The organism is Pseudaeromonas sp. HNCC25DJ180 (assembly GCF_055413345.1).
Genome location: NZ_JBVAYF010000016.1, coordinates 1 through 23081 on the forward strand (window position 1 = coordinate 1; position 23081 = coordinate 23081).

The window sequence follows — 23081 nt, forward strand, 5'->3', positions numbered from 1 at the left end:
CCCTGACAAGGGGGAGGCCGGGAGGGGGTGGCTCTAGCTTTTGGGGCCCAAGAGCAAAACCCACCTCTAATGCCAGTCAGCAAAGGCGAGAGAGTGTCTCTCGCTTGAACTGCTTAACCTGCATTAGGGTCCTTGCTCTGCCACTTGCTCTGCCACTTGCTCAGGGTCTATGACTGCTTTGCCAGCTGGCCAGTGCTGCCGCATCCAGGCTCCGGATCTGGCTGGCCTGATACTGGACCGGTTGCAGCCCGTTCTTCACCCCCACCAGCCATGCGTTTGCCTTGGGGGCGGCAATGGCATTGGGGGCCAGTGTCAGGCTGGCGACCCGCACGGGCGCGGGTGTCCCCTGCAGGGTACGGGCATCGACCCGCTCTACCAGACGATTGTTGGTGGCCACCAGCAGGGCCTGGCCATCCGGGGTTTCGGTCAGTGCCGTCACCTTGCCACCGGCCTGATAGCTGTGCAACAGCGTCGGCTTGGCGGGGGTGGTGACATCCAGTACCCCGTAGCGGGTCGAGGCCGAGAGCACATAGGCCAGGGCGGTGCCGGAGTGAAGTGGCAACAGCTGAATGGGGGTGGCGCTTTCGGCATAGCGCGCCAGCTCGGTCACTGTGCTGTCACTGACGGCGAGCACCACTATGGCCGCACTCTGGGTGCCATTCTTGGCAATACCGGCATAGAGCGTCCGTCCATCCTGGTTAAAGGCCACAGAGCGCACCACTCCGCCGAGATTGAGTGTGGCCAGCTCACTCAGGTCGGCACTGTTGAGCAGATGGATCTGGTTGTCCTCTCCACCCGTGGCCAACCGGCTGCCATCGGCCGACAAGGCGGTGCAGCGCACCTTGGGATAGGGGTAGAACTCGCTGCCCGCGACAAAGTTGGCGGCGGTGCGGATCGGCAGGTTAGCCATGTCACTGCTATCGCCCCGGTAGATGCCGACCGTGTTGCCCGGGTTGTCGCCGGCCAGCTTGACGGTGGCAAACAGGGTGTGGCTATCCTGGCTCAGCACCACGGCATCAAGCAGTTGCTCCGAGGCGCCGGTCACCCCATCAATGGCATGCTGAGCGCCGGTGACATGGGCAAATTGGGCGCCATCGAGCAGGCTGGGTGTGCCGCTGGTCAGATCCAGACTGACAAGCCGGTTGTGGAACTTGCTGTAGACCAGGCCATATTGGCTGTTGGCGTAGAGTCCCAGGCTGTATTCATCCTTATACTCGATGGGCCAGCTCAGGCTCTCGCCGAGTGTCATGCTTGCCGGGGTGAAGAAGCGCTGTTGACTCTGGATCTGCTCGCTGCTGACCGTGACCTGACAACGCTTCTGACTTGCCACCTGATCGGTGACCGCAGCAATGGCGGCCAGCGAGCCGGTGCCGGCCTGGGCGGCGATAAAGCCATCCACCAGTGCCGAGGCACAGCGCTTGCCACTCTCATCCCACTCCGTGAGCGGCGCCTGACTGTCGAGCCAGTTGGCCTGAACCTGGGGTAAGAGAGCCAGCAGGGCAGTGCGGGCCTGCTCGGTCTGCTGGATCGTGGCGGGATTGAACTCCACCTCACTGGCCAACAGGGTCGAGAAGGGGGTAATGGCCAGGGAGAGCACACCGTCACTGGCCTTGATGGCTGCCTGTGGCGGTGTGAGGGCGGCAAGGGTGTAGTTCAGTTGCGAACCGTTTCTGGCTTCGGCCCGCAGGGTGGAGCCATAACCCCGCTGCACCGCGCTCTCGCCGAAGCTGAAGCTGCCGTCACTGGTGGTGGTGGTATAGGGCTCCAGCTCTGTGCTGCAGAGGCCATCGTCATTGAGATCGAAACAGACAGTGCTGCTGGCCAGGGGCTGGTTACCGGCACCGATCACCACCCCCTTGAGCGTGGTGACTACGGTAGTGCCACTGCTGCCAGAGCCGTCAGTGGTGCCGCCACCATCTGTGCTGCCTCCGCTACCGCCGTCTGTACTGCCCTGATCCCCACCACTGTTGCTGCTGTCATCGCCACTGCCGCCGGTGTCGCCCGAGTTGCTGCGACAGTCGAGCTGGGCGGGATCGGCGGGGGCGGTGCAGCGTTGGGCGGCGATCTCATCGCCGTTGCAACCGGCCAGCCACAGGCTCAGGCAGATGATACTGAGGCGTGGCAGCACCTCCTTACTGGCCAATAGGGTACGCATGGTGCGAAAGGACTCCATGTTAGTGAACGTAGTGGTGCTCGATGGGTGACAGGGCGTAGGTTTATAGGGCATAGGTTTATAGGGCATAGGTCACCCCCAGGGTCAGCCAGCTCATATCCAGACCCGTGGTCTGATGCTGGGTTGCCAGATTGACGCGCCACTTCCAGTCGCCGTAGAAGGGGGTTTCGGCGCCCAGTTTGTAGGTGACGCTGCTAAAGGCGCTGAGGCGCTCATCGGCGGTGGCGTACCCCTGCTCGTCGAAGTAGTAGTCCTCCTGATCGTACCCCTTGTAGAAGAGCGCCTCGCTCTGATCGTAAAAACGCAGGCCGCCGGTCAGGCGCCAGCCGCTCTCTAGCTCATAGAAGAGGACGCTATCCAGGGTGTGAGCATCGATACCCCAGTCGTCGTGATAGTAGCGATAAGTGCCATGCAGGGTGAGGGGATAGAGCTGCTTGACCAGATCCAGATTGACGCCGCCCAGATTACGCTCATCCGGCCTGTCGTCCGGTGCCAGGTAGTACTTGAAGTAGGCGCCGTCGCTGCTGTCCAGCATCACATTGACCTTGCGGATCACCAGGCTGTAGGGGTTGGAGAGCTCGCCACTCTCCTTGAGGTAGAAGAGGCGCAACTGGCTGAGCAGGGTCGGTGAATAGACCTCGGTCCAGCCTATCTGGCTGTTGAGCACATGGGAGTCGCGCCACGTATCGTCCCGGTAGAAGTAGGCCTCGTTGCTCTGGTAGGAGGCGCCCACATTGATGGCCCGGTTTTTCAGCTCATCCAGATAGAAGAGATAATCCACTGAGCCCTCCATGCTGTGGAAATCGCTCTCGGTGGAGAAGGCGGCCCCCGTGGTGATCTCGCTGCGCGCCTCGGTGCGGGTGGTCAGGGCGCCATAGATGGCCTTGCGGGTATCGTCCATCTGCACCTTGTGATAGACGAAACCATCTGTGCTGGTCTGGCCGTCACCCAGCAGCTCGCTATCCCGGGTATTGCGGCAGGTATCATAGTAGCTGCCGGTCTGGTCATTGCAGGGGGAGGCGCCCGAGCTGGTATCCGAGGTGGTTAGGGAGGAGGCCCCGCTGACACTATCCCAGCTGGGAGATCCACCGGAGAGGGTGTCGTAGGTGAAACCCAGATTCAGGGTGTAGTCGGTGCCGAAATCCTTGAGCAGATCCAGGGCGCCGTAGCTGACGCCCATGCGGTCGTCGCTCTCCTGATAGCGCATCACATCCAGACTCACATGTTCATCACTGGCCTGGGCCAGCGGCACCAGGGCACTGGCCGAGGCCAGGGTGAGCAGGGTGACCAGCCGATGACGCTGGCCATCCCGACGTTTGACGGTATGGGCCATCATTGACCTCCCAGCATCTTGTCTTCGACGGACAACAGATGCTCCAGCCAGGGCATCTGCTCTACAAACCAGAGCGAGAGCTGATCCAGGGAGATAAACAGCAGGCCCACCCCGATGAGCAGTATCATGCCACCGCTGATCTTCTCAATGAGCCCCAGGTGGCGTTTGAGGCGCTGGGTTAGTTTCAGCATCCGCTCGGTGAGCAGCGCCGCCAGAATGAAGGGGATGCCCAGCCCCAGTGAATAGGTGGTCATCAGCATGGCGGCCCGCAGCGTGCTCTCGGAGGTAGAGGCCATGGCCAGAATGCCGGAGAGGATGGGGCCGATGCAGGGCGACCAGCCCACGGCGAAGGCGACCCCCATCAGCAGGGAGCCGAGCAGGGTGGCGGTATTGCTGATGGTGCGTTGTGAGCGTTTCTCCTGCATCAACCAGCGGATCCTGAACAGCCCCATGGTATGCAGGCCCAGCACTATGAGCACGACACCGGCGAACTTGCTGAACCAGCCGGCGCTGCGTACCTCGGCCACCAGGCTAAACAGCACCATGCCGATGAGCACAAAGCTCAGGGTAAAACCGAAGACGAAGGCCAAGGCGCTGAAGAGGGCGCGTCTGCGCTGGGTCTGGCTGGTTGGCTCGCCTTGCAGCTGGGTGCCCGTCATATAGGCCAGATAGACAGGCAGCAGGGGCAGGACGCAAGGGGAAAGGAAGGTGAGCAGCCCTCCCAGTAACGCTATGGTAAAGGTAACATTCATAAAAGTTCTCTCCGTGAAAATTGGGTTGCGCCAGGCTCTCCTGGCTATGTCCGTCAGCTGCAGCCGCAGCCACCACCACCCACACCCCCACCGCCCTTGGCGGCCTCTTTGGAGGTGTAGACGTGGTCGTTAATCTTCTTCAGGCTGGCTGGGCCACCGGGTTTCATCACCTCGTCCGCCAGGGTGCCTTTTTCCCAGGGCATCACCTGACTGGGGGCACAACCGCCCAGCAGCAGGCCGCCCAGCAGCAGTAGTGCGCCCAGTCGCTTAGGGTTGGCGCTGTGGGTATCGTGGATGGATGTCCCTCCGGATTTGTGCATCTGCTTAGGGTTGGCGTAGTGCATGGATATCCCTCCGGATTTGTTCAGCGACGTGATGGAGCATGGCGCCCAGTCGTTTAGGGTTGACGTAGTGCATGGATATCCCTCCGGATCTGATCGCTGACGTGATGGCGCATGGCGCCCAGTCGCTTAGGGTTGGCGCTGTGGGTATCGTGGATGGATGTCCCTCCGGATCTGTGCATCTGCTTAGGGTTGGCGTAGTGCATGGATGTCCCTCCGGATTTGTTCAGCGACGTGATGGAGCATGGCGCCCTGTCGTTTAGGGTTGACGTAGTGCTGGATATCCCTCCGGATTTGTCCAGCGATATGCGGCATGGCGCCCAGACGCAGTTGCACCACCTTGCCCTGATGGAGATAGAAGAGTGCCGGCATGCCCATGGGCTGGAAGCGGCGAACTATCTGCTGATCCGCATCGTTGGTGATGGGAAATTGCAACCCCAGCTTCTGCTGGAAGGCGATCCCTTTTTCCACGTCCTTGTCGGTATCTATGCCGATGATGGCGACCTGTTGCGCGGCCAGTTCCTCGCGCAGGCCATTGAGCTCAGGCAGCTCCTTCTTGCAGGAGGTACACCAGGAGGCAAAGAAGTCCACCAGCGTGATTTGCTGGTTATCGATCTTCAGCGCCTGGATCAGGTCGGGATCGACCGTATCGCCGACTTGATAGGCCTGGGTATTGAGGCTGAAACAGGCCAGAGCGCCCAGCAGCAGGCCGCGTAGCATGAGTACGTAATTCATGGAGTGACTCCTTGGCTAAGGCCGGTGGCGGAGACCGCCACCGGAGTCCATCGGGTTATTGGGGTAAGGTGAGAGAGACCAGGCTGTTGCTGACCTTGGAGCTGTAACCAGCCACGAAGGCCCGGCTACCATCGGCCGAGATGGCGCCACGGTAGGCGCTGCTCATGGGCAACCACTGCACAGTGCGACTCTGCTCGGGGAGGGTCACATCCAGCACATCCAGGCCACGCTGGTTATGCCAGAGATAGGCATAGCGTTTTCCTGCCTGCTCGCGAATGGCCAGGCTGTAGACCCGACCTCGGTTACTGCTGGTGTCGGTGCCGTTGTAGCTGCCGTAGCCGGTCACATAACTGGCCAGTGAGGCATCATGGGGATAACTGATGCTCACCTTGCTCCCCAGATCGGCGGCGAACAGGTTCAAGTTACCGTTGTAGTCAGCGGCGTAGAGGGTCTGGTCGTAGTAGGCCATCCGGTAGTTGTTAGCCTCCACCCTTTGTGTCGCACTGGCCTGAGGCAAGCCGTTACCGTCCACCTTGGGCGCATCGGTCAGGAAGAGGTTGATGCGGCGGACCGTCTCGTTGAGTCCTGTGGTGGCGTTCATCTCGCTGGCACTGGTATAGCCGTAGAGGCGCTTGCCATCGTTACTGACCGCCAGATAGCTGTAGCTCTTGTCCAGCGGCAGAATCTGCTCCTGGCTGAGGTCGGCCAGCGGACGGACTGAGGCCCACGCTTCCACTGTGCCATCGGCCAGGGTCTTGCTCAGGGCAATGGCGATCAGGCTGCCATCCTGGCTCTGGGCCAGGCCGGTGACAGTTCCCGAGAGCGGCAGGGTTTCCAGCACATCGGCTAACTGGTCACCCAGAGCTGAGCTACCCAGATCCAGACGTAACAGGGCGCCCTCTTTGGTGGCGACGCCCTGGCCGTCGTAGCGGGTGTCTACGGCAACGATGGCCTCATCATCGCCCTTCAAGACGCCACCTACCAGGCTCGAACTCAGATAGGCGCTGCCATCGAGGGAGAGCAGGGTCTGGGTGGTGGCGGTGCCTGTGCCATCCTGACCAATCAGGAAGCTGGGTTGCGTGGCTTGCGTGTCAAACAGAGCCCATCCTTTACTGCCCAGCGCCAGCAGGCGATCTCCGGTGCTGGAGGCGAGCAGGGTATCAAAGCTGCGGCTTAGGTGATCACCGCTCAGTGTCAGCGGGGTTTGCGCACTCAGGGTGGCAGGTTGCGCCCGTACCGTGACAGGTAACTCCAGCTTGGCCTGTATGGTCTGGCCGCGGAACAACTTACTGGCGGTCGCGGTCAGGGTGCCACTCACCTCTTCGCTGCCGCGTGTGACTTGGCCAAGGCTCTCGGTGGCGGTGGAGAGGGCTGCCAGCTCGCTGCTCCAGCCGATGGAGACGGTGGAGTAGGGGGCATAGCTGGCCTGCAGGGAGAAGTTATAGAAACCAGCATTTAACGGCAGGCCATGGTTGAGCAGCTCGGCAGCATTGCTCTGCAGGTTGGCCAGGGCATTACTGAGTTGGCTGCTGGCGTTGACCGGCTGACTCTGCAACTGATAGACGCTCAGGCCATACTGACCGCTGAGGGAGACCAGCAGGCGCTGGTTATCGAGCAGGGCAATGGCTCTGGGGGTGGCCGTCAGCGTCAGGGTGGCATCGACATCGCGATTGAAACGCTCGCCCAGAGGTAACAGCATGATCTTGCTGCTGCTATTGATGGCCAGAAGTGAACCATCCGGCGAGATGGCCGAACGGCTGATGGTGACGCCCAGATCCCGTTCGGTCAGGGTGCCCGAGGCCAGCTGGTAGCGGGCCACCTTGGTGCCGCCCACATCTACCAAGGTCAGTTCGTTATTTTGCACATAGATCTGGTCGGCAGGAACGCTCAGCTCCACTGTGCTGGGCGCGGCGTGCAGATCGGCCAGATTGTAGATGCGGATCTGGGGGCCGTGGCTGCCTGTCACTGCGTCGAGAGAAATGAAGAGTTGTCCCGTGCCGCTGACTGCCATGGAGAGGTATTTCTCGCTGGCAAGATCGATCGCTGTGTCAGACTGTTCACCGCTTAGGGTGAATTGTTTGAGCTGCAAGGCGGAGGCGTCATAGGCCAGCACGCTGCGCTTGTCGGCGCTGAGGGCCAGGTCCGTGTAGTTGCCATCGGTGGCAAAACGGGTGACCCCTTCTGGTGTGGTGACGCCGTCCGGAGAGAGGCCCTGGCCATAGGGCCAGAGTTCGCCGCTTTGCTGCAACAGCGCCGAACTCAGGGCGAAGATGCCGTAGGATTCATCATCATCTGGGCGGCTCTTGCTGCCACGGCTGACCAGCACCAGCAACCGGGCCTGGTCATCGCTGCCTGTGGTCACGGCTTCCTTGATGGCAATTTCGCTGGCACCAGAGTAGGCATCCGGATGGTGTCCCGACTGGGCATAACCGGCAAAGGGGGTGTGGGCCAGCAGCTTGCTGCTCTCATCACCAAACTCCACCAGGGTCAGGCCGTTGTGCCATTGGCTGGTGACCAGGGCGCGACTCCCAGCGACCACTATGCCATTGACCCGTTGATCGGTTGCGTCCAGTGCATCGGCCTGGAACAGATCCCAACCTATGCTCTGCTTGCTATTGAGTGTGGTGCTGATCTTGCTGGCCAACTGGCTGCTACTGTCGGCGGCGGCAATCTCCTCGGCGCTGAGTGTCATGGTGCTGGTGAGCTGATTACGATCCAACGTCAGCTTGTTACTGAGAGCGGCGATGAGCTGGTAGCGATTGGCATCCGGATATTGTGCCACGGCGACGGCAATGGCATCGGCCAGGGCTTGCTGCTCTGCTTGGCTCAGGCTCAATGGTGTGGAGCTGGTGTCCGGGTTGAAGAGCCGCTCATTGAGCAGATAACTGGTGCTGGCATTGATCTCGGTACTTCCCGCTGGGGCGGTCAGCACCAGGGTTGCGGCGGCTTGGGAGCTGCTGCGGCTCTGGCTATCGGCGTTAAGCAGCAGCGGGTAGCCCCCGGCATTGCTGCCCAGATCCAGATCTGACACCCCATAGGCTGAGTTACTGCTGATACGCTGGGGTTTTTCATTGGGGTTGCAGACGCCATCCAGATTGCTATCGATACAGGCCAGATAGTTGTAACTGCTGGTTGTGGTGCCGGAACCGTTACTACCTGAGTTACCACTGTTTGTACTGCCACTGTTAGATGAGCTATCGCCTGGGGTGGTTGCGGTGGTTGTGTCGCCGCCACTACCTCCGCAACCGTAGAGGGTGGTTAGTAGCAAGGAGGCCAGCAGGCGTCGTTTGAAAAACAGATCCATCGGGAAAATCTCCATGTAATGATAACCATTCTCGATAGATTGATGTTTATGCAAATGAGAGTCAATGTCATCTATGGATTAATTTTGCTTGCTCTCGGTGTTAATGAGGTTTAGCCAGGGGGGAGTTGAAGCAAGAGGGCGTGAGCACCATTGCCATATGAGTGCGATTGCGCCATGCTGATCTGGCAGCCTAATGCTGCTTTTGTAGGCGTGCCAGAGTGCGACTCTTAGCTAAGGGTCACAGACTGTAGTGATGCGCTTATGTCATCTCGCGGGAGAGCGCCATGTCGGCATTGAAACTGGTCATAGGTAATAAGAACTACTCCTCCTGGTCTTTGCGTGGTTGGCTGGTGGCCAAGCACAGTGGCCTGGAGTTTTCGGAGATTTCGCTCGATCTCGGCTCTCCGGCGTTTAAGCAGCATGTGGCGCGGTTTTCGCCCAGTGGCAGAGTGCCGGCTTTGATTGTGGGTGAGACCGTCATTTGGGATTCGTTGGCCATAGCGGAATATCTAGCCGAGTTGGTGCCGGGGCTCTGGCCCAGTTCGCCCCTGGCCCGCGCCAAGGCCAGGTCGGTCTCGGCCGAGATGCACTCTGGCTTTTTGGCTCTGCGTCAGCAGATGCCCATGAATATGCGGGCCATGGGGCGCAAGGTGATGCCGACGCCGGCTCTGGAAGCCGATATCGCCCGCATCATAGCCCTATGGCAGAGCTGTCGGCTGGAGTATGGGGTGGAGGGGCCCTGGTTGTTTGGGCGCTGGAGCATAGCCGATGCCATGTTTGCCCCCGCGGTGTCGCGGTTTCGCACCTATGGGGTGGCGGTGCCACCGCTGTTGGCCGACTATCTGGTGACCGTGTTCGAGGATCCGGCGCTGATCAGCTGGGCTCTGGCCTGCCAAGATGAGCTGACGCTGGCCAGTTCGGAAGTCGGTCTGGAGTAACGGTGCAATCCAGCGTATTTGCAAAAAAAAATGGCGCCTTATGGCGCCATTTTTGTCTGGTGGTGACCGCTTACTTGAGAATTAACCAGTTGCTGGTGTCGAACCGCAGCTGACTGTGGCTGTTGCTGGCCGGTGCCTCTGTGGTCGGGGTGCCGCTCAGGGTGATGGGGTAGCTGACGCCATCAAAGAGCAATTTGCTCCACTGCTGGAAGCCGGACTGAACCACCAGATTGTGCCACCCTTGCGTGGTATTCGGGGAGATCAGGATGGGCCCCTGCATCCCTTCAATGCGGCCCAGAAAACGATACCCATCTACCGACCCCTGGAACAGCAGCCAGACACACCCACTCTTGTCGCACCAGTTCATCTGTACCAGGGCGTCCGGGTAGTTGTCGTCATTTAGATCGTAGGTGAGGTAGCGATACTGGACGCCATCCGGATTGCTCTTGTTGATGGCAAAGTAATCCAGCAGCGCCTGTTTCACCGCACCATCCTCCTGAAGGCTGGCCTGCAACACGACCGGAGTGAAGGCGGCTCGCGTCGGGGTCTCGCTGCCGCTGGCATGGGCGCTGCTCTGATCCTGGGGCGCCACCGGCAGGGCCGGAGTGCCAGGACGCAGCAGCAACGGCTCATCGAAGTAGGCCTGGGCGCCATTGATCTTGCGATACTTGGCGCTGAGCTGTTGCCCGTCACGGGTGAAAGGGATCTGCTCGCTGACCCCCCAGCCGTTGCGCTGATTAAACAACAACTCCAGCCCTTGTGGCGTCGGTTGCCAGACGCCAGCGTACTCCACCTTGGGGCCGCTATCGCGGTAGTAGCTGAGGTTGGCCAGATGATCTTCCGTCAGGGTCAAGCCGACCTGGGCCTTCATCTGAGCCGAGATGCCATACCACTGTAGCGGTGGCATCACATCGGCCAGCGGGCGGCCTCGTTCACCGCAGCCGAGCAGCTGGTTTTCCCCCTGTTTGAGTTTCACCTCATAGCCCCAGATCTGGTTGGCCTGGCTCTCTTGGCAGAGGGTCGGTGTAAAGATGAGCTCGGCATCGTCGCCTTCCAGGCTGGTCAGACTCAGGGTTAGTACGCCATTGGCCTCCTGCTGGTTGGATTTGAGGCTATAGGTCTGGCTGCCTCCCGGCGTGCTGTAGAGGGCGGTTTCGCCCTGCAGCGTAAGGTTCCACTCGGGCTCATGACCGAAGGCGCGAAAGGCAAAGTTGGTATCCCGCTGGCAGCTCTGCAGATCCGGGGTCAGATGGTCAACTTGGTTGAGCGTGAGTGTGATGGGGGCGCCCCGCTCCTGAGCCAGGGTGAGCTTGCCTTCCACTTGTGCATAGAGTTGCTTGGGATTGCCCAGATCCTGCCAGCGTTGCCAGAATCCTGGATCGGCGCTGAAGCGCCAGCTCTGCTTGCTGTCACAAGGGGTGAAGGTAGCGGTATCCCCCTGGCCGCTCAGAATGCCGCGAAACAGGGCGACGCCGGGACGGCTCAGTTCGTTGCTAACTTGGGTTGCGGCGGGAGAGGGTTCGGATGACGTCGAGCTGCAGGCGGTCAGCCCCAGGGGCAGACCGAGACTCAGCACTATGGCGCCATAACGCAGGAACATGGCAACTCCTTGAATAGGTTGGGCCCAACCAAATGGATAGGCCATATTCTACACAGTCTGCCTGAATCCAGGGAAAACGCCACCCAACCTGAGTCGGGTGGTGAGCTGAGTTATTCACCAAATAGCTGGTTGAGGTAGTCGGCTACGCCATCCTCATCATTGGTCAGCGTTTGTGGGTGGGTGGGCAGGGCGTTCTTCAGGCGGGAGTGGGCATTCCCCATCACCACCCCGTGTCCGACCATGGTGAGCATCTCCAGGTCATTCATGCCATCGCCGAAGGCCACCGCCTCGTTCAGTTGAAAGCCGTTTTGCTCCAGTACCGCTTTTACTGCGTTGCCCTTATTGACCCCTTTCTGCATGGTTTCCAAGCAGGTGGGAGTCGAGAAGGCGATGCTGAGGCGATCGCCGTAATAGGAGAGCAGGCGATGCTCCAGCTCCAGCAGATCCTCATGCTCGCCCACGTAGAAGATCTTGTTGATCTGCTCTTTGGGGTGCGCCACCAGATCGACTATCTGATAACCGAAGCCGGACTCCTGGTGATAGGCCAGCAGCTCGGGGCTTTCGGCCTCGACCAGCCAGTGATCCCCTTGATAGACGTGCAGGGCGATATCCGGCAGGCGTTCAATCTCCACCAGTTCCTGGGCCAGCTCTGGGGGAATGGTTTGGTTGTAGATGCAGAGATCCTGCTTGTCGTGGACGACGGCACCGTTGGCCGTGATGAGGTAGATCTCCAGCCCCAGTGCATCTCGAATGCCGCGCACATCCACATGATGGCGACCGGTGGCGACAATAAAGCGAATGCCGCGCTCTGTCAGGTGATGCAGGGTGCGGCGGGTATGGGGGGAGACCTGATGCTGGTTATTCAGCAGGGTACCATCAAGATCGGAGACAACGACTTTATACATAAGCCCTCAGAAACGCGGGATGCCAAGTCTTAAGTCTAGCCAATTCCGCCGCGCGCTGAAAATGCTTTCTTCATTCGAAAGTTATTGGTTTCTATCGAAGAATTCAAACGTAGCTTCCAGGGCTTGCATACGGAATTCATCACTTTCGTTTAGCAGTTCATGGCGTGCTCCCGCGATCACCTTGGGCTTGCCGCCATCGCAGGGATGATGGGTTGCGGCCAGCGCCAGGCAGTACTCATCCTGGCTATCGTTGCGTACGACGGTATCCGCTTGCGCCTGCAGGATCAGCAGGGGGGTGGTAATGCGGGGAGCCTGGGTTCGCAGCTGCTCTGTGGCGTAGAGCGCCAGGTTGAGCCAGCGGGCTGTGGCGCCGCCGAGCTGCACTTCCGGAAAGTCTCGGTAGACCTGGCGGAAGCGCTCATAGCGCACCACATCATGGGTCAGTTCATTGTTGGCAAAGGGCACGGGATCATAGCGCCCCTGCGTCGGGGCATAGGGGGATTCCAGACCCAGTAACCGGGTACTCCACTCCATGATCCAGGTGATGAGTTTGGCCAGCCAAGTGGGCATGGCTCCCAACTGAATGCCCAGCATGGGGGCACAGAGGGCGGCGGCCCGGAAATCGTCCGGATACTTGCCCAGGTAGTCGAGGGCTATGGTGCCGCCCATGGAGTGGGTCAGCAGATAGAGCTGGTTAGGTTGATCGGGCATGACCACTTGATCGTGGAAGCGCTTGAGATCTGTGGTGTAGTCGCTGAACTGCTCAATGTATCCCTTGTGGGGGTCACTCAGCATGCGGCCGGAGAAGCCTTGTCCCCGGTGATCATAGAGATAGACACTGTAGCCCTGCCGATAGAGCTCATACGCCAGCTCCTGGTACTTGATATAGCTCTCGATGCGACCATTGACCAGCACTATGGCTCTATGGCTGACGGGGTTGCGCAGGGCCACGTAACGGATGGGCACCTCTCCCACACCCATAAACTCGCCAGGCTGGGCATTCTGCTGCCAGAACGGAGGCAAAGTCTGCTGATAGAAGTCGGGTAACTCGGCGGTGCGGAGCAGATGATAGGGGTTGTCCATGGCCAGGGATCTACCAGTCAGGAAAAGAAGCAACAGCAAGCTCAGCTGGGCTCGAATAAACATGGAAACAGCCTCAATGAGCACAGGAATGAGGGCGAATTATAAAAGAAAAATGCGATGAACGTCATATCTCTTCTCACCCTGCGTATACAGTAGTCGGCTGGAGGGGCCGTCTGGGTTGCGTGGCTTTTGTTCTACTGGGGGGCTTGAGGGCGATGATGACTCATTCGTCTCGCACCATCTCTGAGTTCGCTCTGATCTTGTTGAATGGGAGGGTAAACTCTTTAAAATCAGTAAATTAGTCACTGTAGGTACGAATAGCGAAGCGTATTCGTACGCATGAATCCACGAATGACTGAGCTCAATGTTTACCGGGTGAAGGCAACAGCTGGCGCACGAATTGGGGCGTTCTTTGCTCGTCATTTCCATCACAACACCTCTCATCGACCACGCATTCGCGGCCCGATAAAGCACGCCTTACCATTTGCATGTCTTTGACGTTCCAGCTCTCTTCAGAGGGCAGCTCGCGGATTAGCCCTTGCCATTTGCCAGTCGTTAGCCTGGGCCAGAAAGCCGAAGGGTCTTCCTACGGAGGAATGGCACACCATCAATTTCATGCCCATGCAGGGCATAGACAAAGTGCTCCAGCTGACATGCAACGATTTGCGCAGAATATTATAAGAAAAAGGACAGCCGACGAGCAGGGACCGACGAGCAGGACAGCCACTTCGACTTTCTGTATGTAAAAAACAGTATCTACGCTTTGGTCATGATGGTTCTGTTGGAGTAGCTGGCGCACGAATTGGGGTGTCCTTTGCACGTCATTTCCATCACAACACGAGCAGCACGAGCAGGACAGCCACTTTGACTTGCTGTATGTAAAAACAGTATCTACGCTTTGGTCATGATGGTTCTGTTGGAGTAGATGATGACCCTACCTCGCAGCCAACTGATCTGCCCTGCATCCACACCTTACTACCACTGCATCGGTCGCTGTGTGCGCCGAGCCTTTCTGTGTGGTGAAGATGCCGTGACCGGCAAGGATTACAGCCACCGCAAGGGCTGGATATTGGCGCGGTTGGCCCTGCTGGCTGAGATCTTCACCATAGAATTGTTCTCGTATGCTGTGATGTCCAATCACTACCATCTTGTCGTTAATATCAACCAGAACAAGGCATTATCTTTGACTGCCCACGAGGTCATCTCCCGCTGGAGCCGACTGTTCCGCATCCCTGCGATTGTCGAGCGCTGGCAGCAAGGCAACGCGCAAGAAGGCGAAACCGAGGTGGCAGAAAAGTTGGTCGCCCTGTGGCGTCAACGCTTGACGGATGTCTCCTGGTATATGCGCTGTCTGAATGAATACATAGCGCGGGAGGCCAACCTTGAAGATGGTTGCAAGGGGCGATTCTGGGAGGGGCGTTTTAAATCCCAAGCCATACTGGATGATCCCGGTTTGCTGGCCTGCATGGTTTATGTAGACCTCAATCCACTGCGCGCCTGCCTGGTTTCCACACCGGAAGAGTCGGCAGATGTCTCCATCCACCAACGCTTGGTGGAACATAAACGGCTGGCTGAAACAAATGGCACGACAGGCCAGCCCGAAGCAAACCACCCCTGGTTGCTGCCGTTTGCCACCACAACTTCCGAGCCAATGAGCTTGCCCTGTACCTTGAATGATTACCTGCAACTGCTGGATTGGACGGGAAGAGCAAGGCGTGAAGATAAGCGAGGTGCTATTGCTGCTGATATTCCGCCTATCATGTCTCGTCTGGGGATTGATAGCCGCAGCTTCCTGTCTCAATTGGCGATAAAGCAGCTATCACGCGGCACTGTGATTGGGCTGGTCACCGGCGCGGCAGATCATGCCAAACTCACGAACCGACAGAATGTCAGAGGCAGTTTGCTAAGGCCGACCGCACTACAGTAAGACCACCCGCTCACTTATCTCGAGCCATTGATCAGACGCTTATGCGCTCTTCACTGCCCCTGGCCGTCCTCACCGTTTTACCCGCGAAAGACGTGTGTAGCGGTTGTTGTTACCAGTCATTGAACATCTTTATTACTGCTCAGGCCGAGTGATGCAGGAAGGATCTCTACTTGTAGCGCCGGTTTGAGATTGGTGTCTATTTTGTGTTGCTTTAATTAATTAAGGTGGGTGTCCTTTTTAACTGTTTTACTCAGGCCGACCGCACAACAGTAAGGCCACCAGCTCACTTATCTCGATCCATTGATCAGAAGCTTATGCGCTCTTCACTGCCCCTGGGCCGTCCTCACCGTTTTACCCGCGAAAGACGTGTGTAGCGGTTGTTGTTACCAGTCATTGAACATCTTTATTACCGCTCAGGCCGGGTAATGCTGGAAGGGTCTCTACCTGTCGCGCCGGTTTGAGGTGGGTGATGAGATGGTCACCTCGGCCCGGCATCGCAATGTGCCATGATGAGGTGTTCAAACTCGACTCGAGGTGACCGTCATGCACTATAAACTTATCACTATCGATCTGGCAAAAACCGTCTTTCAGGTAGCGGCATTCCGCGATGACAATACCGTTGCCTTTAACAAACGCGTAAAACGAGCCCAGCTGCTGGATACCTTGCGCCAGTGCGAGCCAACCCGCGTTGTCATGGAGGCTTGTTACAGCGCTAACTACTGGGGCCGGGAAATTGCCAAACTCGGCCACGATACCCGACTGGTTTCGGCTCGTGTCGTCAAAGCCATGTTGGTTGGCAACAAAAATGACAGCAATGATGCAATTGCCATCGGTGAAGCTGCCCAGCGCCCCCGGGTACAGCTGTTACGCGTCAAGGGATTACACCAGCAAGATATTCAAAGCCTGTTGCGAGCCCGAGAACTGCTTATCAAGGAGCGGACTGCGTTGATAAACCAGACTCGCGGTTTTCTGGCTGAATATGGAGTCATTGTGGCCCAGGGCTTGGCCCAGTTACAGCAAGCGTTACCCGCGCTGTTGGAGGATGCCGAGAATGGCCTGACCACTACTATCCGCAGCTTGTTAAAACGCTGGCACGATAGATGGTTGCAACAGGATCAGGAGCTTGAAGCGCTTACCCATGAGCTGATTGCCCTCATCAGCCATGATGAGGTCTTCAAGGTACTGCAAAGTATCCCTGGCGTCGGGCCAATTGTTGCGGCGGCGATCATGGCCTCCGTTAACGAGATAACCGATTTTCGTAATGGCAGGCAATTTGCGGCCTGGCTAGGGCTGACGCCAACACAATACAGCAGCGGTCTGGTTAATCGGCTGGGCAGTATCAGCAAACGAGGGAACGAGGGCCTGAGGCGTTTGCTGATCCACGGAGCCAGAGCGGTATTGAACTGGTGCGAGAACAAAGAGGACGGCCTAAGCAAGTGGTTGCAGCAGCTCAAGGCGCGCAAACACAGTTGCAAGGTAACCGTGGCTCTGGCCAATAAACTGGCTCGGATCGTCTGGGCCGTCCTGACAACAAGACAAGAATTCGATATCACGAAAGCCTGTCAGGCAGTGAAATAAACCAAGAGTTAATAACCCGAAGTCAACGTAAAGCGGTAATGGCAATGATGAGTTAAACGGATACGTCTTACCTGGAACCTGATAGGACACTGGCCTTCGAGGCCTTGTGGGTGCCAAGGCGGGTAAGACTTCAAATTGGAACTCATCAGGGCAGACACAACAGTGTGATGCCGGATATATGTCGTAAGACCGTCAATCATCAGTTGCCAGATGCATTACGAGACAAGGGGGCATTATGTAACGACCCATAAAAAACCACTTGGCTACTACATAGCAATCAGGATTTTGGCCTTGCATCCAGCGAGGTGACCATATATGTGATGCCGGATATATGTCGTAAGACCGTCAATCATCAGTTGCCAGATGCATTACGAGACAAGGGGGCATTATGTAACGACCCATAAAAAACCACTTGGCTACTACATAGCAATCAGGATTTTGGCCTTGCATCCAGCGAGGTGACCATATATGTCCTTTTTAACTTGCTCACCGTTTTACCCGCGAAAGACGTCTGTAGCTGTTACAACCAGTCATTGAATATCTTTATTACTGCTCAGGCCGAGTGATGCTGGAAGGATCTCTACCTGTAGCGCCGGTTTGAGATTGGTGTCCTTTTTAACTTATGTCGCTATCTACGAGAAAAACCTTGTGCAAATGGGAGGCGTCCATGTATGGGCTTCATTTCATTCAGTCCAACCTACGACCCTTGTTTTTATTAATTTTCGCAGATAGGAAATCCAACTTCGACTTATCATTAAAAAGAAAAGCTAATACCTGTTCAAGTATTTTATAGGCAAAGGCTAAATCATGTTCACGCAAAGAAGACTCGTGACTGGCATCATTGCCTAACCATTTTATTGTAAGTAAATACTCCTTTATGGGCGTGTATTTGTCATCGAGTGATTCGATTTTGTTGTGTAGTTTTAAATTTTTATTTTCAATTAATGTGTCTAACAGTGCTTCTATTGCCACTCTGAGTTTATTGCCTGCTGCGGATTCATCTGCCCATGCTAATTTAAACGAGCTACGAATGTGCCACGCAATATGTTTGGGACAGTTAGTTGGTATTTCTAATAACTCTATTGTTGGAATGAAATATTGTGGTCGGAATACTTCGCAACACTCTTCACGGTCACTTTCAATATATTTAAAAATCTCGTATGAGCCTTCACCTGTTGCGATGGTGTAATCTTTACAATAAGGGCACTCTAAAAATACTGTAAATTGGAAAATGGTATTTTCTATATCAAACCAGCTCTCATAGTGATTTTCTTTTGACGCATTTGTTTCATGAAATCGCATATCTTTTTTATGCAAAATTAGATTTGACTTTTTACAATGAGGACATTTTATATTTGTCTTTGAATCGAAATATAGTACTTCACGAAATCGTTGGTTTAGGTAAAAAAGATCATCATCCATGCGCTATCCTTTGAAGCCTAACAATTTCTTATCCGAAACAAATCCACATAAGAAGACTTGTGCGGCTTAGTCTGTAATGGTTGTCTGCAGCGGGGAATCATCCCTCTGCCATGAACCTGACGGGTTGTGCCTCCTTTGCCTGAGCATTGGCATGGCTACCGCCGGGCAGTGTCATTGCGTGCACGCCGGTTGCCGACTCTGACAGCTGGCATCATTGAGTCTCCATGCTACGCGCCTTGGGCTCAGTTGAAAATCCCTTACTGGATTGGGGATTATTTTTGTTCTGCTGGGGGCTTGAGGGCGATGATGACTCGTGAGTCTCGTACCACCTCTGCGTTCGCCCTGAGCTTGTCGAATGGGAGGGGAATATCTTTAAAATCAGGTGGTTAGATTTTTCTGGCTTATGGTTCGACAAGCTCACCACGAACGGGACAGGCTCACCACGAACGTGAACGGAGACAAGCTCACTAACGCAAGGGTATGGGGAATGCCAAAAACAATTCAGGCCGCATAAGCGGCCTGATAGAAGAGGGGGGAAGGATTAGCGCTCGTAGCGGAAGAAGTACTCGCGGGTAGCGGGGGCGTAGTGTTCTTCGTTCTTGCCGGCGAGCAGGGTAGTCAGACTTTTATAGATGTTTTTCATATCTCACCTCGTGGCTTTCGTGACCTTCATCACTTTCGATACTAGCCAGCTTGTGAAGTGGATCAACTTTTATTTTTCATGAAAACGTTTCTTTTCATGTGATTACGTTTTCAGCGCCTATTCCTCGTCGTTCTCTTCTGCATCGTCCTGACGTTCCATCGCTTTCCAGGCGCTATGGCTCATTTGCATCTGCTGCCACCAGGCTTCATCGGCCTCTACTTCCCCCTCTGGGGTGATGGCGGGGTAGGGCAGGTGCTTCATTTTGCAGACTCGGGCCAGTACCGGGTAACCCCGCTCGAAGAGCAGACGATCCTGCTCGCGCTGGGAGAGACGGCAGCGCTGTTGATAGAGTCCGGCCAGCTGACGTTGGCGCTGGGCCTCGTAGAGGATGAGGGCGCTGGCCACCGAGACATTCAGCGATTGGGCCATGCCCACCATGGGAATGATGATCTCCTGATCGGCCAGGGCCAGGGCTTCTTGGCTGATGCCGTGCTTCTCGGCACCGAACAGTATGGCGGTGGGGCGGGTGTAGTCGATCTCGCGAAAATCCACGGCCCGCTCCGACAGATGGGTGGCGAGGATCTGCATCCCCTGCTGACGCAAGGTGCCTAGCGCCTCATTCAGGGTCTCGTGCCGGTTGATCTTGACCCAATATTGGCTCCCCTTGGCGGCATGGTTGTTCATGCGCATGCTCTCGGGCCAGACCGCATGCACGTCATGCACGCCCACGGCATCGCAGGTACGGATCATGGCCGCCAGATTGTGGGGTTTGTGCACCTCTTCCAGGCAGACGGTCAGATCGGGTTGGCGCATGGCCAGCATGCGCTGAATGCGCGCGAAGCGTTCGGGATTCATGGCTCTCTATCTTAAGTTCGGTTGGCGCTGAGTCATTGCCGGCTGCGGCTGACGCGCAGCACATCGGCCATTACCCGGATCTTGCGCATCACATCGGCCAGGTGGATCCGGCTCTTGGTGGTGATGAGCAGGTTCACCTGGTAGACCCGGGCGTCCTTCTCTTCTGTGGTGATGCCCTGAATGTTGGCACCGGTGGCGGCTATAGTGTTGGCCAGTTGGGCCAGGACGCCCTGGTGATTGATCACCTCGATCTGGATGCTGGTGCGGAACTCATGTTCAATGGAGACTTCCAGATCCCACTGCACCGGCAAGTACTTGTCAGGTTCTTTGTTGTAACTGCGGATGTTGGGGCAGCTCTCCAAGTGTACCACCAACCCCTTGCCGGGGCTGATGTGGGCGACTATGGGGTCACCTGGTATGGGACGACAACAGTTGGCGAAAGTGACCAGCATGCCGTCGGCTCCCTTGATGGGCAGTTTGCGTACATGCTGGGGCAGGGTGTGCTCCAGGTTAAGCTCTTCCACATTCCCCAGCAGACGGCGGGCTATCACCACGCTCATGGCGTTGCCGAGGCCTATGTCGGCCAGCAGGCCGTCCAGGGTCTCGTGTTTGGTATCCAGCAGCACCTTCTTGATGTTATCCGGCGCTATTTCCTCCAGGCGCTTGCCGCCCAGGGCGTGGCCCAGCAGACGACGGCCCAGCACAATGGACTCTTCCGAGCGCAGATTCTTCAAAAATTGGCGGATCTTGGTGCGGGCCCGAGAGGTGACGACGAAGTTGAGCCAGGCGGCGTTGGGCCGGGCATTGGGCGCCGTGATGATCTCTATGGTCTGGCCTGAGCTGAGGGCGCGGCTCAAGGGATAGGGCTGACGATCGACTCGGGCGCCGACACAGGCATGGCCTACGTCAGTATGCACCGCATAGGCGAAGTCCACGGGTGTGGCGCCGGTGGGCAGCTCCAGGATGCGGCCATCGGGGGTGAAAACGTAAATTTCATCTGGGAAGAGATCGGTTTTCACACTCTCGATAAATTCGAAGGAGCTGCCGGCGCTCTGTTGCAACTCCAGCAGACTCTTCATCCAGCGTTGGGCGCGCAACTGAGCCGTGGTGCCGACACTCTCCCCTGCCTGTTTGTAAGCCCAGTGGGCGGCGACCCCCTTGTCGGCCATCTGATCCATAAACTCGGTACGGATCTGCACCTCCACCGGCATGCCGCGCGGGCCGATCAGCGAGGTGTGCAACGACTGATAGCCGTTGGTCTTGGGGATGGCGATGTAATCCTTGAAGCGACCGGGTCTGGGCTTGTAGAGGGTGTGCATCTGGCCCAGCACTCGATAGCAGGTATCGATATCTTTGACTATGACTCGAAAGGCATAGATATCCATCACCTCGTGGAACTGCACCTCCTTCTTCACCATCTTGTTGTAGATGGAGAAGAGGTGTTTCTCCCGCCCCTTCACCTCGGCCTCGATGTGGGCATCTGCCAGGCGGCCGAGCATCTCGGTTTTCACACCATCGATGGCATCCTTGCGGTTGCCACGGGCGCGCTTCACTGCCTCGCGTATCACGCGGGAGCGCATGGGGTAGAGGGCTTCGAAGCCCAGCTCTTCCAGCTCGGTCTTGATGGTGTGAATGCCCAGCCGATTGGCTATGGGGGCAAAGATCTCCAGGGTTTCCCGGGCGATACGGCGGCGCTTGTCCGGGCGCAATGAGCCTAGCGTGCGCATGTTATGGGTGCGGTCGGCCAGCTTGATGAGGATGACGCGGATGTCCTGCACCATGGCCAGAAACATCTTGCGGAAGTTCTCGACCTGGGCTTCTTTATGGTCCCGGAACTTCAGCTTGTCCAGCTTGGAGACGCCAGAGACCAGCTCGGCCACGGCTTCGCCATAGAGCTCAGCCAGCTGCTCCTTGGTGATGGGGGTATCCTCGATCACATCGTGCAGCAGGGCGGCCATCAGGGTTTCATGATCCAGGCGCATGTCGGCCAGGATGCGGGCCACGGCCACCGGATGGGTGATATAGGGTTCGCCACTGGAGCGGCTCTGCCCCTCATGGGCATTGCGGGCCGTGATATAGGCGTGTTGTATCAGCTCCACCTGCTCGGGGGGGAGGTAACTGCTGACCAGCTCTTTAAGACTTTGAAACAGATACAAGGCCTACTCCGGCTCACTTCAACAACTGCGGGCTGCAGCAGATGCTCCCGATCGGGATGTGATCCTGAGTTTGCTGCCAATTGCGCTGATTGTAAATCGGGTTACGGTAGGACGGCACCCGCAGGTGCCGTTCTGGAGGAGATTAGAGGATCAATCCGCGGCCATCTGTCATGGCGGAGACGGCAGCCATCTCGGCGGCTTCTTGTTCCTGCAGGTCCTGACGATCCTGAGCATCCATAAACTCGTTGGAGATCAGACCTTCCTCGATCTCGCGCAGCGCGATCACAGTCGGCTTGTCATTCTCTTCGTCAACCAGAGGATCACGGCCTTGAACGGCGATCTGACGCGCGCGGCGGGCGGCGATCAATACCAGATCAAAGCGGTTGCCAACCTGTTTTACTGCATCTTCAACGGTAACGCGTGCCATGGGAACTCCAGAGATAAAAAATGACGCCAAATTGTACTTGTTTTTTGCTCAGCCCGCCAGTAGGCGATCCAGCAAGTCGGCGTGGCGCAGGCGTTGGGCGCCAAGGCGGCTGCGTTCGGCCAGAACTATGCTGGCCAGACGTTGCAGTGACTCCTCGAAGTCATCGTTGACGATGAGGTAGTCATATTCAGCATAGTGGCTCATCTCGGCCACTGCCTGGCTCATGCGATGCTGGATCACCTCATCGCTATCCTGGCCGCGGCCGCGCAGTCGCTGCTCCAGCACGGGCAGGCTAGGGGGCAGAATGAAGATGGCGCGGGCCTCGGGCAGCAGTTCACGCACCTGGCGCGCCCCCTGCCAGTCGATGTCCAGAAACACATCGATCCCCTGATCCAGGCAGTGCGCTATGGTTTCGCGGGAGGTGCCATAGTAGTTACCGAACACCTCGGCCCATTCGAAGAAGGCGCCACGGGCTATCTGGGCCTGGAACTCGGCCTGATCGACAAAGTGGTAGTGGATGCCGTTCTCTTCGCCGGGGCGCATGGCGCGGGTGGTGTGCGAAACGGAGACCTGCATGCGCTGGTCGGCGTTGTGGCGGCCAAGTAGGGCCGAGAGCAGGCTGGATTTGCCTGCGCCACTGGGCGAGGAGACGATAAACAGGGTGCCAAGATGTGCCATATCAGAACCTTTGAGTAAGCAGGCAACGCTGACAGCTTGTCTGGGCGCACGTTGCAGCTATGACCATAGAGAGAAAGGGATAAGGCGGCTAAGGATAACAGAGGCGTAGGGATAAAAAAAACCGGGCACTGGGCCCGGCGGAAATAACTGTAGCTTGCTGCGGAAGTGCCCTTCACGCGGATCCAGTTTTAGCCTGCCTTGGCAGGGATCACCAGACGGTAATTCCTGTCA

General features: G+C 57.3%; 17 protein-coding genes. 3 read left to right on the forward strand and 14 right to left on the reverse strand.

Going from position 1 to position 23081, the window contains the following annotated elements:
- Positions 1-160 precede the first annotated feature (160 nt).
- The 6 genes from ACZYTD_RS14565 to ACZYTD_RS14590 form a co-directional block, all read right to left on the reverse strand.
- Complete coding sequence (locus ACZYTD_RS14565) at positions 161-2155, reverse strand: hypothetical protein (protein WP_463893093.1); 1995 nt, start codon at positions 2153-2155, stop codon at positions 161-163.
- 76 nt (positions 2156-2231) lie between these two features.
- Positions 2232-3509, reverse strand: coding sequence for a DUF3570 domain-containing protein (locus tag ACZYTD_RS14570; RefSeq protein ID WP_463893094.1), 1278 nt, complete (start codon positions 3507-3509; stop codon positions 2232-2234).
- Positions 3506-4258, reverse strand: a complete 753-nt coding sequence (locus tag ACZYTD_RS14575; protein ID WP_463893096.1) for a cytochrome c biogenesis CcdA family protein — start codon at positions 4256-4258, stop codon at positions 3506-3508. The genes ACZYTD_RS14570 and ACZYTD_RS14575 overlap by 4 nt, the downstream gene beginning before the upstream one ends.
- A gap of 53 nt (positions 4259-4311) precedes the next feature.
- Positions 4312-4602 (reverse strand): DUF4266 domain-containing protein, encoded by a 291-nt coding sequence (locus ACZYTD_RS14580; protein WP_463893097.1) that lies wholly within the window; start codon positions 4600-4602, stop codon positions 4312-4314.
- A gap of 183 nt (positions 4603-4785) precedes the next feature.
- On the reverse strand, positions 4786-5334 hold the full coding sequence (locus tag ACZYTD_RS14585) for a TlpA family protein disulfide reductase (RefSeq protein ID WP_463893098.1): 549 nt from the start codon (positions 5332-5334) through the stop codon (positions 4786-4788).
- A gap of 55 nt (positions 5335-5389) precedes the next feature.
- A complete protein-coding gene (locus ACZYTD_RS14590) occupies positions 5390-8638 on the reverse strand; it encodes a hypothetical protein (protein WP_463893099.1) in 3249 nt (1082 codons plus the stop codon).
- Between the two features lie 284 nt (positions 8639-8922).
- Here ACZYTD_RS14590 and ACZYTD_RS14595 point away from each other — a divergent pair, with 284 nt between their 5' ends.
- Complete coding sequence (locus ACZYTD_RS14595; RefSeq protein WP_463893101.1) at positions 8923-9576, forward strand: glutathione S-transferase family protein; 654 nt, start codon at positions 8923-8925, stop codon at positions 9574-9576.
- 70 nt (positions 9577-9646) lie between these two features.
- On the opposite strand, the gene ACZYTD_RS14600 is transcribed toward ACZYTD_RS14595, so the two are convergent.
- The 3 genes from ACZYTD_RS14600 to ACZYTD_RS14610 form a co-directional block, all read right to left on the reverse strand.
- Positions 9647-11176 carry a hypothetical protein gene (locus ACZYTD_RS14600; protein ID WP_463893103.1) on the reverse strand — a complete coding sequence of 510 codons (1530 nt, stop codon included), beginning with the start codon at positions 11174-11176 and terminating at the stop codon, positions 9647-9649.
- 110 nt (positions 11177-11286) lie between these two features.
- Positions 11287-12081 carry a Cof-type HAD-IIB family hydrolase gene (locus ACZYTD_RS14605; RefSeq protein ID WP_463893104.1) on the reverse strand — a complete coding sequence of 265 codons (795 nt, stop codon included), beginning with the start codon at positions 12079-12081 and terminating at the stop codon, positions 11287-11289.
- Between the two features lie 81 nt (positions 12082-12162).
- Positions 12163-13227, reverse strand: coding sequence for an alpha/beta fold hydrolase (locus ACZYTD_RS14610; RefSeq protein ID WP_463893105.1), 1065 nt, complete (start codon positions 13225-13227; stop codon positions 12163-12165).
- An 862-nt stretch (positions 13228-14089) separates the two neighbouring features.
- Between ACZYTD_RS14610 and ACZYTD_RS14615 the strand changes: the two genes are divergently transcribed.
- Together ACZYTD_RS14615 and ACZYTD_RS14620 are read left to right on the forward strand one after the other, a co-directional pair.
- Complete coding sequence (locus ACZYTD_RS14615) at positions 14090-15091, forward strand: transposase (RefSeq protein ID WP_463893106.1); 1002 nt, start codon at positions 14090-14092, stop codon at positions 15089-15091.
- 543 nt (positions 15092-15634) lie between these two features.
- Positions 15635-16669 carry an IS110 family RNA-guided transposase gene (locus tag ACZYTD_RS14620; protein ID WP_463893107.1) on the forward strand — a complete coding sequence of 345 codons (1035 nt, stop codon included), beginning with the start codon at positions 15635-15637 and terminating at the stop codon, positions 16667-16669.
- 687 nt (positions 16670-17356) lie between these two features.
- Here the strand turns inward: ACZYTD_RS14620 and ACZYTD_RS14625 are convergent.
- The 5 genes from ACZYTD_RS14625 to gmk all read right to left on the reverse strand — a co-directional run bounded on the left by ACZYTD_RS14625 (position 17357) and on the right by gmk (position 22850).
- Entirely contained in the window at positions 17357-18091 is a 735-nt protein-coding gene (locus tag ACZYTD_RS14625) for a DUF4145 domain-containing protein (protein ID WP_463893109.1), read from the reverse strand.
- 760 nt (positions 18092-18851) lie between these two features.
- Complete coding sequence (trmH, locus tag ACZYTD_RS14630) at positions 18852-19589, reverse strand: tRNA (guanosine(18)-2'-O)-methyltransferase TrmH (RefSeq protein ID WP_463893111.1); 738 nt, start codon at positions 19587-19589, stop codon at positions 18852-18854.
- A 32-nt stretch (positions 19590-19621) separates the two neighbouring features.
- The gene (gene spoT, locus ACZYTD_RS14635) at positions 19622-21745 is read right to left on the reverse strand and encodes a bifunctional GTP diphosphokinase/guanosine-3',5'-bis pyrophosphate 3'-pyrophosphohydrolase (protein WP_463893113.1); all 2124 of its coding nucleotides are present in this window, start codon (positions 21743-21745) and stop codon (positions 19622-19624) included.
- Between the two features lie 142 nt (positions 21746-21887).
- Positions 21888-22172 carry a DNA-directed RNA polymerase subunit omega gene (gene rpoZ, locus ACZYTD_RS14640; protein WP_463893114.1) on the reverse strand — a complete coding sequence of 95 codons (285 nt, stop codon included), beginning with the start codon at positions 22170-22172 and terminating at the stop codon, positions 21888-21890.
- 48 nt (positions 22173-22220) lie between these two features.
- The gene (gmk, locus tag ACZYTD_RS14645) at positions 22221-22850 is read right to left on the reverse strand and encodes a guanylate kinase (protein ID WP_463893116.1); all 630 of its coding nucleotides are present in this window, start codon (positions 22848-22850) and stop codon (positions 22221-22223) included.
- Positions 22851-23081 lie beyond the last annotated feature (231 nt).